At 72.2% G+C, this 16049-nt stretch carries 14 protein-coding genes; 7 read left to right on the plus strand and 7 right to left on the minus strand.

Going from position 1 to position 16049, the window contains the following annotated elements:
- Window positions 1–216: 216 nt before the first annotated feature.
- Entirely contained in the window at window positions 217–519 is a 303-nt protein-coding gene (locus tag J5X75_RS39190; RefSeq protein WP_041832981.1) for a WhiB family transcriptional regulator, read from the plus strand.
- Here J5X75_RS39190 and bagB read toward each other — a convergent pair whose 3' ends face one another.
- The 3 genes from bagB to J5X75_RS39205 are packed head-to-tail and all read right to left on the minus strand — an operon-like array spanning window position 520 to window position 3462.
- Window positions 520–1668, minus strand: coding sequence for an ArsA family ATPase (gene bagB / locus J5X75_RS39195; RefSeq protein WP_208472788.1), 1149 nt, complete (start codon window positions 1666–1668; stop codon window positions 520–522).
- 37 nt (window positions 1669–1705) lie between these two features.
- Complete coding sequence (bagA, locus tag J5X75_RS39200; protein ID WP_208472789.1) at window positions 1706–2656, minus strand: ATPase BagA; 951 nt, start codon at window positions 2654–2656, stop codon at window positions 1706–1708.
- A gap of 23 nt (window positions 2657–2679) precedes the next feature.
- Window positions 2680–3462 carry an Rv0361 family membrane protein gene (locus tag J5X75_RS39205; RefSeq protein WP_208472790.1) on the minus strand — a complete coding sequence of 261 codons (783 nt, stop codon included), beginning with the start codon at window positions 3460–3462 and terminating at the stop codon, window positions 2680–2682.
- A 133-nt stretch (window positions 3463–3595) separates the two neighbouring features.
- Here J5X75_RS39205 and sp36 point away from each other — a divergent pair, with 133 nt between their 5' ends.
- From sp36 to J5X75_RS39230, 5 genes are all read left to right on the plus strand, one after another.
- Entirely contained in the window at window positions 3596–3751 is a 156-nt protein-coding gene (sp36, locus tag J5X75_RS39210) for a Sp36 family protein (RefSeq protein WP_093619400.1), read from the plus strand.
- A complete protein-coding gene (locus J5X75_RS39215; protein WP_208472791.1) occupies window positions 3748–4239 on the plus strand; it encodes a RidA family protein in 492 nt (163 codons plus the stop codon). The genes sp36 and J5X75_RS39215 overlap by 4 nt, the downstream gene beginning before the upstream one ends.
- 95 nt (window positions 4240–4334) lie before the next feature.
- The gene (locus J5X75_RS39220) at window positions 4335–5132 is read left to right on the plus strand and encodes an MBL fold metallo-hydrolase (protein WP_208472792.1); all 798 of its coding nucleotides are present in this window, start codon (window positions 4335–4337) and stop codon (window positions 5130–5132) included.
- Entirely contained in the window at window positions 5129–8704 is a 3576-nt protein-coding gene (locus J5X75_RS39225; RefSeq protein WP_208472793.1) for an adenylate/guanylate cyclase domain-containing protein, read from the plus strand. Before J5X75_RS39220 ends, J5X75_RS39225 begins: the two co-directional genes overlap by 4 nt.
- 31 nt (window positions 8705–8735) lie before the next feature.
- On the plus strand, window positions 8736–9734 hold the full coding sequence (locus J5X75_RS39230; RefSeq protein WP_208472794.1) for a serine/threonine-protein kinase: 999 nt from the start codon (window positions 8736–8738) through the stop codon (window positions 9732–9734).
- A gap of 103 nt (window positions 9735–9837) precedes the next feature.
- On the opposite strand, the gene J5X75_RS39235 is transcribed toward J5X75_RS39230, so the two are convergent.
- The 4 genes from J5X75_RS39235 to J5X75_RS39250 all read right to left on the minus strand — a co-directional run bounded on the left by J5X75_RS39235 (window position 9838) and on the right by J5X75_RS39250 (window position 14705).
- Window positions 9838–10446: a hypothetical protein gene (locus J5X75_RS39235; RefSeq protein ID WP_208472795.1), complete on the minus strand. Its 609-nt coding sequence runs from the start codon at window positions 10444–10446 to the stop codon at window positions 9838–9840.
- Between the two features lie 101 nt (window positions 10447–10547).
- Window positions 10548–12554, minus strand: coding sequence for an ATP-binding protein (locus J5X75_RS39240; RefSeq protein WP_208472796.1), 2007 nt, complete (start codon window positions 12552–12554; stop codon window positions 10548–10550).
- Window positions 12555–12565: 11 nt separating this feature from the next.
- Window positions 12566–13864: a carboxyl transferase domain-containing protein gene (locus tag J5X75_RS39245; RefSeq protein ID WP_208472797.1), complete on the minus strand. Its 1299-nt coding sequence runs from the start codon at window positions 13862–13864 to the stop codon at window positions 12566–12568.
- Window positions 13865–14027: 163 nt separating this feature from the next.
- On the minus strand, window positions 14028–14705 hold the full coding sequence (locus J5X75_RS39250) for a Crp/Fnr family transcriptional regulator (RefSeq protein ID WP_014447921.1): 678 nt from the start codon (window positions 14703–14705) through the stop codon (window positions 14028–14030).
- A 207-nt stretch (window positions 14706–14912) separates the two neighbouring features.
- On the opposite strand from J5X75_RS39250, the gene J5X75_RS39255 reads away from it, so the two are divergent.
- Window positions 14913–16049, plus strand: coding sequence for a CapA family protein (locus J5X75_RS39255; RefSeq protein ID WP_208472798.1), 1137 nt, complete (start codon window positions 14913–14915; stop codon window positions 16047–16049).

Consider the following 16049-nt stretch of genomic DNA (forward strand, 5'->3'; position numbering starts at 1 on the left):
GCGATTTCCCACATCTGCACCAAAGATACCCCCGTTCGACCCTGGTAACTCAGCCGAGATGCCCGGAACTACCGGCCTATACGTATTTGAGGGACAACGTTGCGTAATCACCCAACTACAGAGCATGATGGTGCGGCGAGACACGGACGCCGGACCGGCATGGGGGAACAGGGAGCCGCCGGCGTCAGGGGGTGACAGCAAGGGGGGACGTTTACCGTGGGGATGATCAGCGACTGGCCCAGCATGGCGGCGTGTCAGAGTGGCGACCCTGACGCGTTGTTCGTGCAGGGCGCCGAGCAGAACGTGGCGAAAAGGATTTGCCGCAGCTGCCCGGTCCGCTACGAGTGCCTCGCCGACGCCCTGGACAACCGCATCGAGTTCGGCGTCTGGGGAGGCATGACGGAACGGGAGCGGCGGGCTCTGCTCCGCCGGCACCCGCATGTGGCGAGCTGGCGGAAGATGTTCGAGGCCGCACTGCGGGAGAAGGGCGCCGACAAGGTGCTCGTCTCCACCCGCTGATCAGGAGAGTGCGAGTAGAGCTCCGATCGTTCGCAGCCCGTCGACGTCGTGGACGTCGGCGGGCTGCGCCGCGACCGAGCCGGTCGGCACCGACGGGAAGGATCCGGTGAACTCGGCCGCCACCGCGGCCTCCCGCTCCGCCTGCCGCAGCAGCGCGGCGTGGATCCGCAGCACGTCCGCGGTGACCGGATTGTCGCCGGTGTCCGCCAGCCGTTCGGCGGCGGCCTCGCTCGCCTCGGCGGTCAGCCCGCCCGGCTCGGTGGTGTGCATCCGGTTGAGCACCAGCCCGCTGAGCGGCATCCGCTCGGCGACCAGCCGCTCGGCGAAGTAGGCGGCCTCCCGGATCGCGTCCCGCTCCGGGGCCGCGACCAGCAGGAACGCGGTCTGCGGGTCCTGCAGGATCTGGTACGTCTGGTCGGCCCGCTGCCGGAACCCGCCGAACATCGAGTCCAGCGCCGCCACGAAACCGGACAGGTCGGTGAGCAGCTGGGCGCCGAGGATCTTCTGCACGGCCCGGGAGAACAGCCCGAACGAGGCGGTGACCAGGCTGAACATGCTCCGGCCGCCGGATCGTGCCGGGGCCAGCAGCAGCCGCAGCATCCGGCCGTCGAGGAAGCGGGACAGCCGGGCCGGCGCGTCCAGGAAGTCCAGGGCGGACCGGGACGGCGGCGTGTCCACCACGATCAGGTCCCACTCCTCACCGGCGCGCAGCTGGCCCAGCTTCTCCATCGCCATGTACTCCTGCGTGCCGGCGAAGGTCGAGCTCATGGCCTGGTAGAACGGGTTCGCGAAGATCTCGGCGGCGCGTTTCGGCGAGGTGTGCTGCTCGACCACCTCGTCGAAGGTGCGCTTCATGTCCAGCATCATGGCGTGCAGCTCACCGCCGCTGCGCTCGACGTCGATGCCCTTGACCTGGCGAGGGGTGTTGTCCAGCTCGGTCAGGCCCATCGACTGGGCGAGCCGGCGGGCCGGGTCGATGGTGAGCACCACCGTGCGGCGCCCGTGCGTCTCGGCCGCGCGCAGACCGAGCGCGGCGGCCGTGGTGGTCTTCCCCACACCGCCGGCTCCGCAGCAGACCACGATGCGGATGGCCGGATCGGCCAGGAGACCGTCGACGTCGAGCCGTGGAGCGCTCAAATCAGCCACCATTTCAGGGTAGTTCGTCTTGATCGGACGTTCTTCTCGATCAAGCTCGCATGAGGAGTGCGGCCAGTTCGTCGAGAGCCGGGCGGTCGACCCCGTCCGGCAGCAGCGGCAGCTCGACCATCGGCCGGTTCAGCTCGGTCAACTCCATCCGCAGCGACTCCTCCAGCTCCCGCCGGGTGAGGTGGGCCTGCGCCTCGGCGGTGAGCTGACTCACCATCGCCGGCGACGCGGGCAGCCCGGCCGCGGTCAGCCCCCGCTTGATCTCGGCCTTGGTGACCTTCCCCTCGGCCAGCAGCGCCTGCCGCGCCCCGTTCACCACCACCCGGCCGATCGGGATGTGCAGGGCGGACAGTTCGGCGATGGCGTCCAGCGTCTCCTGGACCGGCATCTCCTCCAGCAGCGTGACCACGTGCACGGCGGTCATCGGCGAGCGCAGCAGCGACGCCACACTTTCGCTTTGGGTCTTGATCGGACCGACCTTGACCAGCCGGGCGGTCTCCTCGGTGACGTTGAGGAACCGGCCCACCCGGCCGGTGGGCGGCGCGTCCAGGACCACCGCGTCGTAGAACCGGCGGCCGTCCTGCGACCGGGTGGTGGCCTCCTTCACCTTCCCGGTGAGCAGCACGTCCCGCAGCCCGGGGGCGATGGTGGTGGCGAAGTCGATGGCGCCGACCTTGCGCAGCGCCCGCCCGGCCGCGCCGAGCTTGTAGAACATGTCCAGGTACTCGAGGAGGGCCTCCTCGGCGTCCACCGCCAGCGCCCGCACCTCGCCGCCGCCGGAAGTGGTCGCGACCCGGCGTTCCGAGTACGGCAGGGGGTCCAGCCCGAACAGCTGGGCGATGCCCTGCCGGCCCTCCACCTCGACGAGCAGGGTGCGGCGGCCGCCGGCGGCCAGACCCAGCGCCAGCGCGGCGGCCACCGTGCTCTTGCCGGTGCCGCCCTTGCCGGTCACCACGTGCAGCCGCTCCGGCCAGTTGCGGTGTTCACCCATGCACCCAACGGTACGGCCACCTGTCAGCCGGACACCTCGCACACCAGCCAGCCGGACTTGCGGATCACAGTGAAGCGGAGATCCTGGGCGGCCGCCCGCTCATCCTCGGTCGACATCTCGACCTGTACGTCCACCAGCGCCCGTTTGTCGTCCCGGTCCGCGACGGCCGGCTCGTCCCAGCGGAACACCGGGCCCGGGTAGCCGGCCGCGTACGAGCTGATCTGCCTGATCCGGGTGGCGAGTTTCGCCTCGTCCCGCGATTTGCGGCAGACCAGGTCCTGTGCGGCGGCCGCGTCCTGCTGGGTGTAGACCGCGGTGAGGAACCGGTCGACCGCGGTGGCGGGATCCGGCGCGCCGGGGTTGTCGGCGTCCCGGAGCAGGTAGTACGCGGAGACCGCGCCGCCGCCGCAGAGCGCCAGGGTGGCCACGAAGGCGATCGAGAGGAACACCGTCGGGCGCCGCCGCGGGTCGGTCACCGGGGGCAGATGGGCGGTCGGCGGGCCGACCCAGATCGGCTCGGGCGGGGGCTGGATCTCGGCGGGGGGTGAGTGCTCGTACGCCAGGTAGGCAGGCGGCTGGTGCTGCCACTCGCCGGGCTTCTCGTGCTGGGCGTGCCACGGACCGGACGGGGGCGGCTGCTGCCACACCGACACCGTCGGGTGCTCGGCGGTGTCGGTGCCGGCCGTGTGCGGCGGCTCCGGCACCGGGATCGGCTCCTCCGGCGGGATCGGCATCGGTGGTTCCGGCTCGGGGGTGGGAGGTGGTTCCGGGTGCCCGCCCGGCCCGCTCCAGGGGTCCTGCGTCATGTCATCCTCCGCTCATCGCTCTTGGTGATGGCATGTGTTCAATCCGTGACACAGTCCCGCTCAGCCTAGCCAACCGGCTGGTCGTCCGCGTCCTAAGCTGTGCGCGTATCCGACGTAAGGGAGAGCGCAAGCCATGCAGAAGTGGGAGTACGTGACCGTGCCCCTGCTGGTCCACGCGACCAAGCAGATCCTCGACAACTGGGGCGAGGACGGCTGGGAGCTCGTCCAGGTCGTTCCGGGGCCGAACCCGGAGCAGCTGGTCGCCTACCTGAAGCGGCCCAAGTCGTGAGCAGCCCGGCGCCCGTCGCGGGGGACGGCGCGGTCGACGCGTACGCCCGCCTCGCCGAACTCGGTCTGACGCTGCCGTCGGTGGCCGCGCCGGTGGCGTCGTACGTGCCCGCCGTGCAGTCCGGCAGTCACGTCTACGTCTCCGGGCAACTGCCGTTCGTGGACGGCAAGCTGCCCCAGGCCGGCAAGGTCGGCGCCGAGGTCACCGTCGAGGAGGCGACCGCCCTGGCCCGGATCTGCGCCCTCAACGCGCTCGCCGCCATCGACGCGCTGGTCGGCCTGGGCCGGATCGTCAAGATCGTCAAGGTGGGCGGGTTCGTCGCGTCGGCGCCCGGCTTCACCGCCCAGCCGGCCGTGATCAACGGTGCCTCCGACCTGTTCGCCGCGGTCCTGGGTGAGCAGGGCCGGCACGCCCGCGCCGCCGTCGGCGTGGCCGAACTGCCGCTCGGTGCGCCCGTCGAGGTCGAGGTCATCGCCGAAGTGGCCTGATCTTGCGGTGATTCGGCCGCATTTGCTCACCGAAGGTGACCGGATCGGACATCGTGTCTCGGTCATCGTCGCCGGGCCGACGTACGATTCGGGTCATGCGGGGTGCTGCTCCCGAGTCGGCCGAGGTCGACCGGCTACCGGGTTGGGTGACGTTGCTGCGGGCGCCCAACCCGGGGCCGATGACGCTGGACGGCACCAACACGTGGATCCTGCGGGCGCCCGGCGCCGATGTCGCGGCCGTGGTCGACCCCGGCCCGCTCGACGAGGGGCACCTGCGGCGGATCGCCGAGTTCGGGCCGTTCCAGTTCATTCTGATCACACACGGTCATCACGATCACGTCGAGGGCGCGGACCGGTTGTCCGAACTGCTCGGCGGCACCGCGGTGCTGGCCGCCGACCCGGCGTACTGCCGCAACGGTGACCCGTTGGACCCCTTCGAGTCCCTCGGCGGGAACGGACTCGAAATAAGCGTCGTCGACACTCCGGGGCACACGAGTGATTCGGTGTCCTTTCTCGTCGAGTGTGGGGACGACCGCGCGATGTTCACCGGCGACACCATCCTCGGGCGGGGCACCACGGTGGTCGCCCACCCCGACGGTGACCTCGGGGCATACCTGGACAGTCTGGAACTGCTCAGCGCGTACCCCGAGGTCTTGATGCTGCCCGGCCACGGACCGGCCCGCGCCGACACCGCCGAGCGTGCCCGTTTCTATCTGGACCACCGCCGGGAGCGCCTGGCGCAGGTGGCGGCCGCGATGGCCGCCGGGGCGGAGACGCCCGCGGCCGTGGTCGACCTGGTGTACCCGGACATCGACCCCGGCGTGCGCTTCGCGGCCGAGTGGTCGGCCGCCGCGCAGCTCGACTATCTGCGCCGGAAACGGATGACGCCGTGACCTGCCCGGTGTGCGGAACCGTCCCCGTCCCCGGCGCCCGTTTCTGCCATCACTGCGGCGCCGCGCTCCCGGTGGCCGCGCAGCTCCCGGCGGCCGAGCGGCGCATCGTCACGGTGCTCTTCGGCGATCTCTCCGACTTCACCTCGTTCTCCGAGGACCTCGATCCGGAACGCGTCGGCGCGGTCACCGACCGGGTGCTGGCCGCCCTGGCCGGCGCCGTGAAGACGTTCGGCGGCCACGTCGACAAGCTCACCGGCGACGGCATCATGGCGGTCTTCGGCGCCCCGGTGGCCCATGAGGACGACGCCGAACGGGCCGTCCGGGCCGCGCTCAGCATGCAGCGCGCGGTCCGCCGGGTGCTCGACGACGAGCGCGGCGGCGGCGCCCCGCTCGGCCTGCGGATCGGGCTCAACACCGGCGAGGTGGTCGCCGGCATGCAGGCCGGCATCGAATACACGGTGATCGGCGACACGGTGAACACCGCGGCCCGGCTCGCCGACGCCGCCACCATCGGCGGGGTCTACGCCGGTGAGCGGACCAGCGGCGGCACCCGGCACGTCGCCTCCTGGCGGCAGTTGCGGCCGCTGCGGCTCAAGGGCAAGCGGGAGCCGGTCCCGACGTACGAGCTGCTCGGCCTGCACGACGCCCCCGGCACCCGCTCCGGGCTGGGTGACGAGGCGCCGTTCGTGGGCCGCGAGGCCGAGCTGGGCCGGGTCTCCGGCCGGCTGGCCGAGGCGATCGACACCGGCACCCCGAGGATCCTGGTGATGACCGCCGAGGCGGGCATCGGCAAGTCCCGGTTCGCCGGCGAGGTCAAGCGCCTGGCCTCCGGATACCCCGGGCACGGCGCCCGGGTGCTGCGGGTCCGCTGCCGGGCGTTCGGCGAGCGCCGCCGCTACGCGCCGCTGGCCGACCTGGTGCGCAAGGCGGCCGGCCTGCCCAAGGACGTGGCCACCTCGGTCACCCGTACGGTCGTGGAGGAGCGCCTCCGCAAACTCGCCGGCCGGCTCAACGTGACCCTCGACGTCGACCGGCTGCTCGTGCTGCTGGGTCACGGCGAGGCCCCGGACCGCCCGGTCGGCCCGACCACCCCCGCCGACCGCCCGGCCACCCGGGGGATCGACGCCGAGGCGATCTCGGTGGCGGTCAGCGCCCTGCTCAACGCGCTCGCCGCCGAGGAGCCGCTGGTGGTGATCGTCGACGACCTGCACGACGCCACCGCCACCACGCTCGACGCGATCGGCCTCACCCTCAACCGGCTGGACGGCCCGGTGGTGGCGCTGCTGCTCGGCCGGCCCGAGCTGGTCCGTGCCGCGGGCGCCATGACCCGGCTCGCCGACGCCGAGGTGCACGCCCTGCCCCCGCTGCGCGGCGCCGACGCGTCCCGGCTGCTCACGTCCTATCTGGGCGGTGGCAAGCTGTCCCCGGCGGACGGCGACCGGTTGCTCGCCACCGCCCAGGGCAATCCGTTCTACCTGGCCGAGATGGTCACCCTGCTGATGGAGCGGGGCGCGCTCACCCCGGCGATCGGCGCCAACGCGGCCGGCCGGTGGGAGCTGGCCGCCGGCTCGCTCGGCAGCCGGCTGCTCTCCCGGGACCTGGCCGCCGTCCTGGCCGCCCGTATCGACGCGCTCGCCGTCGAGCCCCGGCTGGTGCTGCGCGACGCCTCGGTCGCCGGGACCACCGTGCCGAGCGGGGTCCTGGAGGCGCTCCAGGAGCGGCGTGCGGCCACCGACGGCGCCGAGCTGGAGCGGGCCGTCGACGAGCTGCTGCAACGCCGCATGCTGCACCGGTCGCGGGGTGGCTACCGGTTCACCACCCCGCTGATGCGCGAGGCGGCGTACGCCGGGATCGGCAAGGGCGACCTGGCCGAGCGGCACGCGTACCTGGCGACGTGGGCGGCGCCGGAGAGTGTGCACCGGCCCGGCCACGACGGCGCGGTCCGGCTCAACCTGTCCGACGGCGAGCGGGACGCGTTCATCGCCACCCACGCCGAGCATGCCGTCGAGCTGGCCGACGCGGTCCGGCTGCGCCCCGACGCGGCCGCCCGGGAGGTGGCCCCGCTGGGTGTCGCGGCGCTCGGCCGGATGGCCCGGCGCGCGCTGGCCGACATCGAGCCGGCCGCCGCCCTGGAGTACGGCGAACGCGCCACCGCCCTGGCCAAGGGCGACCTGCCGCTGCCCGACCAGCTGGTGCAGGCCCGCGCGCTGCTGCGGCTGAACCGGGCCGAGGAGGCGCTCGCCCAGGGCGAGAAGATCGCGGTGAGCGCGGCCGGGGAGCCGGTCTGCCGGGCCGAGGCGATGATCGTGGTCGGCCGGGCGTACGAGGCCCTCGGTGACACCGCCCGGGCCATCGCCGCCTGGCAGGAGGCCCTCGACGTGGCCACCGAGGCGCAGTTGCTGCCGGAGCGGGCCAACGCGATGCGCCGGCTCGGCATGGCGGACTTCCTGAACGGCCGGCTCAGCCAGGCGAGCAGCCGGTTCGCGGCGGCGTACCAGGTCACGCTCGCGGCCGGGGACCGGCACGGGCAGGCCTGGGCGTTGCAGAGCCTGGCCTGGGTGACCACCACCCGGGGCGACTTCGCCGGCACCGACGCGGTGCTGGGCCGGGCCGCGCGGCTCTTCGCCGAGCTCGGCGACCCGGTCGGGCGGGCCTGGTTGCGCGGCACCACGGCGTTCGCCCGGCTGCTGGCCGGCCGGTTGCAGGAGGCGCGGCGGCTGGCCCGGCTGTTCCTGCCGTTCGGCGGCCGGGTCGGCGAGGGCTGGGCGGTCGGCACCCTGCGCGTGGTCGAGGCGTACGCGGCCGCCGAACTCGGCGATCTCGGTGCGGCCGACGGGCAGGCGCGCCGGGCGTACCGGGAGTTTCTCGAGGTCTCCGACGACTGGGGCTGCGGGCTGGCGCTCGTGGTGCGCGGCGCCGTCGCCCGCGGGCTGAACGAGCCGGAGCACGCCAACGACCTGCTCACCGACGCTCTGGGCTACGCCGACAAGACCGGGCACCCGCTGCTGCTCGGCATGGCCGGGACACTGCGCGGGTTCGTCGCCCTGCAACGCGGCGACCTGGAGACCGCCGAGGCCGACGCGCGCCGGGTGATGGTGGCCGTCGAGCCGCACAACCCGCTCGCGCCGGCCCAGGTCGGGCCGCGGGTGCTGCTGGCCGAGGCACGGAAGCGGGCCGGGGACGCGGCGACCGCGATCGGGCTGCTGGCGCCGATCGCCAGTGACACGTCGGCGCCGTCGCTGCTGTTCTCCCGGCGGCACGCGCTCGCCTCGTACGCCTCGGCCCTGCTCGCCGACGGCCGGGTGGACACCGCGCTGACCTGGATCGAGCGGGCCGCCGCGGCGCCCGCCGAGGACGTCCGCAGTGGCGTGATCGCCTCGATGGTCCGGGCCCGGGTGCTGGCCGCCGCGGACCGGTGCGAGGAGGCGCGGGCGGCGGCCGACGAGGCGGTCCGATTGGCATACTCGACCGAGCAGGCGAGCGAGCGGGCGCCCGCTGAGGAACTACGCGAAACGCTCGCTTCGACCGTCGTCGAGGAAACTGTCGCCTACGCGTCTGACGTGCCCGGATGATCTCCGCGGCGGCTGGCGTATTTTCTATTCCGTGACGGAGACTCCGCCCGGTGCCCTGCCGGTGCCATACGTGCCCGGCATGTCCGGCTTGTCGGTCATGGCCCGTGGCGGTTATGCCACTGTGTACCGCGCCACCCAGGACTCCGTCGGCCGCGAGGTCGCCATCAAGGTGGAGAACCGGACCCTCGACAGCGCCCGTGACCAGGCCCGCTTCCTGCGGGAGGCGCGTGCGGCCGGCCGGATGTCGTCGCACCCGCACGTGGTCGACCTCTTCGACGTCGGGGTCACGGTCGACCAGCATCCTTACCTGATCATGGAGCTCTGCGACGGGTCGTACCTCGACCGGATGCGCGTCTCCCCGCTCAACGCCGCCGAGGCCCGCGACGTCGGCATCAAGATCGCCGACGCGCTGGTGCACTCGCACGCCAACGGCGTCCTGCACCGCGACGTGAAACCGGCCAACATCCTCTACTCGGAGTTCAACGCGGCCGTGCTCGCCGACTTCGGCCTGGCCGTGCTCGGCGAGATGCGCGACTCGGCGGTCACCCTCGAGGTGCTCACCCCGGCCTACGCCCCGCCGGAGATGTTCCGGCACGACAACCCCTCCGGCGCCGCCGACGTCTACGCGCTCTGCGCCACCCTCTACGCGGTGATGAGTGGCCGGCCACCGCGCTGGGAGTCCAACCGCAGCCCCAGCATCCTCACCCTGATGGACCTGTTCCACCAGCCGATCCCCGACCTGCCCGGGGTGCCGCGGGCGCTCACCAACGTGCTCCGCTTCGGCATGGACAACGACCCGTCCGCCCGGCCCACCGCGGAGCAGCTGCGCGACCTGCTCAACAACCTGCACCTGGACCCGAGCGTCCCGCAGCCGCCACCGGCCGTCTACCGTCCGGCCGCGGTCAACAACGTGCCGCCGCCGCGTCCGCGCCCGATCCCGCCGGCCACCCCCACTCTGGACGAAACCCCCACGGTCCATAACAATCCGGCTCGCAAGGGCTTCTTCAGCAAGTGGTTCTTCGGCAACTGAAGACCCATTTCTCGTACGCGTCGGGAAAGGCTCTCGGAGTTCACCGCGAGCCTCTGCCGGGTCGCGCCTCTGCCGCGCCCGCCGGGCTGAGCTGCCACGAGACCTACTCGAAGCACTCCTGAACGGTCAGCTGGAGCGCCAGCGAGTTGACCTTCCGGCTGTCACCGTCGATCTGGATCCGGTAGGCGACCTGGCGGTTTCCGGGCGCCTGGGCCATCACCCGGCCGGTGTCCGCCAGGAACTGCTCGTCCACGGCCTTCGGGTAGGCGCGGCGGACCTCGTCGAGCGTGCTTCCGACCCTGATGCCCTCCGGCGTGGCGACGCCCGTCGGGCCGGGGATGACGGCGAGGCCATCGCTCTCCTGGTACCAGACCCAGCCACTCTCCGACGGGGAGCCCTGTAGACGGAACTCGGGAACGCAGTTCTCGTTCACCTCCCGCCACTCCGCGACCACGGCGGCGGACTGCTTGACGATCTGACCCGTCGCGAGGGCCTCGGCGCGGGTCATCCCCAGCTCGAGAGTGCCCAGCCCGTCCGGCCCGAGAATCGGCGACGCGGCCGTGATCGGGGTGTTCGGCTCCGACGTCGTGGTGGGCCCCGCCGCGCCGACCGGGGCCGCGACGCCACCGACCTGCGCCGGGCTCGCCGCGCATCCGGTGACGGTGAGGGTGAAGCCGAGGATCGCACCCAGGAACGGAACCGTACGTCGCATCGCTGTCGCTTCTTTCATCACAAGCTCTGTCGTTCTGTCATGAGGTGCGATGCGACGGTCCGGCCTCTGGTTCGTGGATCTTGGTAACGGCTGGATAACGGCTATTCGGGGTCGAGGACCGCCAGGAGCTCGCCGGTGTCGACCTCGGCGCCGGGCTGGACCGGCAGGGAGGCGACGACGCCCGCGGCGGGCGCGTGCACCGGATGCTCCAGCTTCATCGCCTCCAGGGTGAGCAACAATTCACCGGCGCGGACCCGCTGGCCGGGCACCACCAGGACCCGGCGGACGGCACCGGGCAGCGGCGCGATCAGCGAGCTCTCGGCGGCCTCCGGCGTGGGCAGCGGGAAACGGGAGATCTCACGCAGGGCGACCGAGCCCTCGGGACTGTCGACGTAGGAGACGTCGCCGGCCCGGTGCACGTGGACCGCGAACCGGATGCCCTGCACGTTGAGGATCACCCGGTCACTGTCGGCGTGGACCACCACGATGTTCGGGTGCTCGTCGGCGACCGGGGCCTGGCCCAGCCCGGCCAGGTCCAGTTCCTCCGGGTCCACCGCGCGGACCCACCAGCCGGCCAGGCCACCCCGGCGGTTCATCCGGTAACCGACCTCGACCGGGCCGGTGGGGCCGTCGTACACCGCGGTCTGTGACCCGGACGGGACGTTGCGCCAGCCGGACGGCAGCGAGCCGAGAACCGGTGCGGCGGCGCGCCGGGCGGCGGCGCCGGCCAGGGCGGCGGCCAGGCAGGAGAGACGGACCGCGTCCACTGAGGAGAGCAGCGGGGCGAACACCTCGGGGTGCCGGTCCAGGAAGCCGGTGTCCACTTCGCCGGCCCGGAACGCGTCGTGCCGCAACACCCGGACCAGCAGGTCCCGATTGGAGACGACGCCGTGCAGGTGGGCGCGGGCCAGGGCGGAGGCGAGCATCCGGGCGGCCTCCTGACGGCTCGGCGCCCAGGAGATCAGCTTGGCCAGCATCGGGTCGTGGTGCATGCCGATCACCGAACCGTCGGTGACGCCGGCGTCCAGGCGCAGGCCGGGCTGCGGCAGGGGGCGGAACTGGCCGGCCACGTCCGGGACGGCGAACCGGTGCAGGGTGCCGGAGGCGGGCAGCCAGGCGTACGCCGGGTCCTCGGCGCAGATCCGCACCTCGATGGCGTGCCCGCGGATCGCCGGCGGACCGGGCATCGGCACGTTGCCGCCCTCGGCCACCAGCAGCTGGAGGCGGACCAGGTCGTAGCCGGAGACGCACTCGGTGACCGCGTGGTCGGCCTGGAGGGTGGGGGTCAGCTCGAGGAACCAGAAGTCCCCTTCGGAGTCGAGCAGGAACTCGACCGCGCCGGCGCCCACGAAACCCAGCGCCCGGACCGCGACGATCGCGGCCCGGCACAGGTCCTCACGCAGGCTCACGTCGACGGCCGGGGACGGGGTCTCCTCCACGATCTTCTGGTAGCGGCGCTGCACCGAGCACTCGCGTTCCCCGAACGGGACCACGGCGCCCTGGGCGTCGGCCAGGATCGGGACCTCGATGTGGCGGGCGTTGCTGACGTACGGCTCGCAGAACACGTCCCCGCCGACCTCACGCCGGGTGGAGGCGACCGCCTCGGCGAGGGTGGTGGCGTCCCGGACCACCCGCATGCCGTGCCCGCCGGTGCCGGTGGCCGGCTTGATCAGCACCGGGAAGCCGGGCACGGTCTCCGGGTCGGTGTAGGTCGGCAGGACCGGCACCTGCGCCTCGGCGACCAGGTTCTTCGTCTCGATCTTGGCGGCCAGGGTACGGAGTGTGGCCGGTGGCGGCCCCACCCAGATCATCCCGGCGTCCACCACGGCCTGCGCGAACTCCGGGTCCTCGGCGAGCGTCCCGATGCCCGGGTGCACGGCGTTGGCCCCGGCCCGCTGGGCGGCCGCGAGCAGCGCCCCGGTCGCCAGGTACGTGGCCGACGGCGTGCTGCCCGGCAGATGTACCGCGTAGTCGGCCTCGGCCACGTGCGGCGCGTCGGCGTCCGGGTCGGAGTAGACGGCGACCGTCTCGATGCCGACCAGCCGGCAGGTGGCGAACACCCGGCGGGCGACTTCTCCGCGGTCGGCCACCAGAAGTCGTCGGATCACTGGTCCACCTTTCAAGATCGGAACACGCCGACGTGACCGGCCCCCACGACGGCCGCGCTGTGCACCACGGAGAGGCAGAGCCCGAGGACCGTACGGGTGTCGCGCGGATCGATGACGCCGTCGTCGACCGGGGCGGTGGCGCCGGCCGTGGGCCAGCTGAATCGGAAGCGCGGTTCGTCGGTGCGCTCGGGAACGATCCCGCCGACGGTGAGCACCAGGTGCGGCACTGTGGACCGGGCGATGGCGTGCCCCATCGGGGCGTCGTGCCGGCTCTCCTGGTCGCCGCCGGCCGTACCCGGATGACCCAGGAACAGCAGTGGGGTGGCCGTCGCGTTGGCCAGGTGCAGGAAGTGCACCGCCTTCTGCGCCTCGGCGGCCGAGCAGGACCGGTTCGGGGCGGCGAGCACCCCGAGCGGATACCCGTGCAGCTCACCCCAGCCGGCCACGATGGCGGCGCCGTGACCGGGTTTGAACTCGTCGAAGTCGCTGTCGTCGAGGATCCGCGCGAACACCTCGCGTGGCTCGAAGCCGGCCGGATCGACGGCGGCCAGGGTGAGCAGATCCTCGTCACCGTGCCGGGGCGGGGCCGGGCGGTGGGTACGCGGAGCCGGCCCCTGCTTGCGCCAGTTGAGCCGCCGTACGCACTGCCGGGCCAGCCGCAGCCCGTCCCGCTCGTCGACGGCGGTCTGGTCGGCGGGGTCGGCCGGCGCCACCGGGGAGTGCCCGTTGACGCCGCCGCTGACCGGCCCGCGGACCGTGATCGTGTAGTCGGAGAGAGCCGGCAGGTAGGCGGCGTCCCCGGTGGTGGCGCCGAAGACCACGCAGATCGACGGCACCCGTTCCGGGGGGAAGAGCCCGCCGGCGGTGCCGGTCTCGCCGGTCGACTCGATCAGGTTGATCAGCGGCAGGCGGTTGGCCGTGGCGATCGTGGTGGCCCGGCGGATCTTGTCGGCGGTGTACGGGTTGACCGCACCCTCGGCCACCGTCGGATCGTTCGCCACCACGGCGCACTCGACGCCCTCGATCACGCCGATCCCGGTGACCACGCTCCCGCCGACCGGATACTCCGTGCCCAGGGCCGCGACCGGGCACAGCTCGAGGAACGGGCTGTCCTGGTCGAGCAGCATCTCGATGCGTTCCCGGGGCAGCAGCTTGCCGCGCGCGTGGTGCCGGGTGACGTTCTTCTCGCCGCCGCCGGCACGTGCCTCGTCGAGCGCCTGCTCCAACTCGGCGAGCAGTTCCAGGGTGGTGCTGCGGCCCTGCAGGTAGGCGGGATCACGCGGGTCCAGCGTGGTGCCGAGCACGGTCATCCCGCCACGCCCCTGCCTGCCTTCAAAGCCGCGCCCTTCCCCGTGCCCGCCGTGCCCTCTCGACCACCTCCGTAACGAGTGGCCGTACGGATGCGACACGCAGAGGCCGGCGAGCACGACCAAGGGGCTGTCCGGCGGGACAGCCCCTTGGGATCGGGTGGCGTCAGACGCGAGCGCGGCGGGCCAGGCGCTCCGGGTCCAGGATGATTACGGACTTGCCGTCCAGCCGGAGCCAGGCACGCGAGGCGAAGTCGGCGAGCGCCTTGTTGACCGTCTCGCGGGAGGCGCCGACCAGCTGGGCCAGCTCCTCCTGGGTGAGGTCGTGGGTGACCCGCAGGACGCCGCCGTCCCGGGTGCCGAAGCGGCCCGCCATCTGGAGCAGGTTCTTCGCGACCCGGCCGGGCACGTCGGTGAAGATCAGGTCGGCGAGCGCGTCGTTGGTGCGCCGCAGCCGGCGGGCCAGCACGCGGAGCAGCTGCTCGGCGATCTCCGGCCGGTTGTTGAGCCACGGGCGCAGCGACGACTTCTTCAGTCGCGCCAGGCGGCTGTCGGTCACCGCGGTCGCCGTCGCGGTGCGCGGGCCGGGGTCGAAGAGCGAGAGCTCACCGAGCATGTCGGACGGGCCCATGATGGAGACGAGGTTCTGCCGCCCGTCCGCCGCCCGGCGACCGAGCTTGATCTTTCCGGACAGAACGATATACAGACTGTCGCCGGCTTCGCCCTCGTTGAAGACCACGTCGCCCTTGCGGACTTCGATCGTGTCCATCTCCTTGGCGAGCGCCTCGGCGGCTTCCGGGTCTACACCCTGAAAGATTCCGCTCCGGGCCAGTACCTCATCCATCGCCGCACCTTTCGAAAACGCGCAACGTCTGCGCTCGATCAGTCTAGGCGCATGCGGGCGGGAAACGGGCGGCCACCCCTTGATCCAGATACTGGACGGTAACCAGAAATGCCGTGACCGCTCATGACAATTCAGCGGTCCGGGCATATCAGGACAGGCCTTTCGTCGGTCGATCCCGCTTGCCGGCTGACGGTATCGTCCCCGTCGATGAATTCGCACCCCCCATCCCCCGGTAAGAAGCGCTCCGTCCTACTTGCGACGGTTGCTGTGATAAGTGGCGCTTTGAGCGGTTGTAGCCAGGAAAGTGACACTCCGGTCTGGAGTGCGCCGACGTCCGCCTCGGCCAAGCCCCCGATCGAGGAATCGGCCGAGATCGAGTCGATCACCCTCTCGGCCACCGGCGACATCATCATGGGCGACGCCCCGAACAAGCTGCCCGCCAACGACGGCGAGGGCTTCTTCGACGCCGTCAGGAGCTCGCTCAAGTCGGATCTCGTCATGGGCAACCTCGAGCAGCCGCTCACCGGCGACACCGGCACCTCCAAGTGCGGCACCCCGAAGCGGGACAACTGCTACGCCTTCCGGTCCCCGCCGGCCTACGCCGAGCACCTGAAGGAGGCCGGATTCCAGCTGCTCAACACGGCCAACAACCACTCCAAGGACTACGGCCCCCAGGGATACCGCAACACCGTGGAGGCGCTGGAGGCGGCCGGGCTGGAGCACACCGGGGCCGAGGACGAGATCACCGTCGTCGAGGTCGAGGGGATCCGGGTCGCGGTGGTGGGCTTCTCGCCGTACGCGGGGGCGAACAACGTGAACGACCTGGACGCCGCCGCCGCCGTGGTGGCCGAGGCCCGCGAGCAGGCCGACCTGGTCGTGGTGCAGGTGCACATGGGCGCCGAGGGATCGGACAAGGCGCACGTGAAGCCGGGCAACGAGATCTACTTCGGAGAGAACCGGGGCAACCCGGTCAAGTTCAGCCGCACCGTGATCGACGCCGGCGCCGACCTGGTGATCGGGCACGGGCCGCACGTGCTGCGCGGCATGGAGTTCTACAAGGGCAAGCTCATCGCGTACAGCCTGGGCAACTTCGCCGGTGGCGGGCGCACCCTGTCCCGCGACGGCGACCTCAAGTACTCCGGCATCCTGCACGTCTCGCTCACCCGGGACGGGAAGTACGTGGGCGGCAAGTTCGTCTCCACCTATCTGAACGACGCCGGTGTGCCGTCCCGCAACAAGGGCGACGACCGCAGCCGCAAGATGGTGGCCCAGCTGTCCGCGGCCGACTTCGGTGACACCGCCGCCGTCATCGCCGCGGACGGGAGCATCAAGCCGCCGGCGTGA

The organism is Actinoplanes flavus (assembly GCF_017592555.1).
In the GTDB taxonomy this organism is placed as follows: domain Bacteria; phylum Actinomycetota; class Actinomycetes; order Mycobacteriales; family Micromonosporaceae; genus Actinoplanes; species Actinoplanes flavus.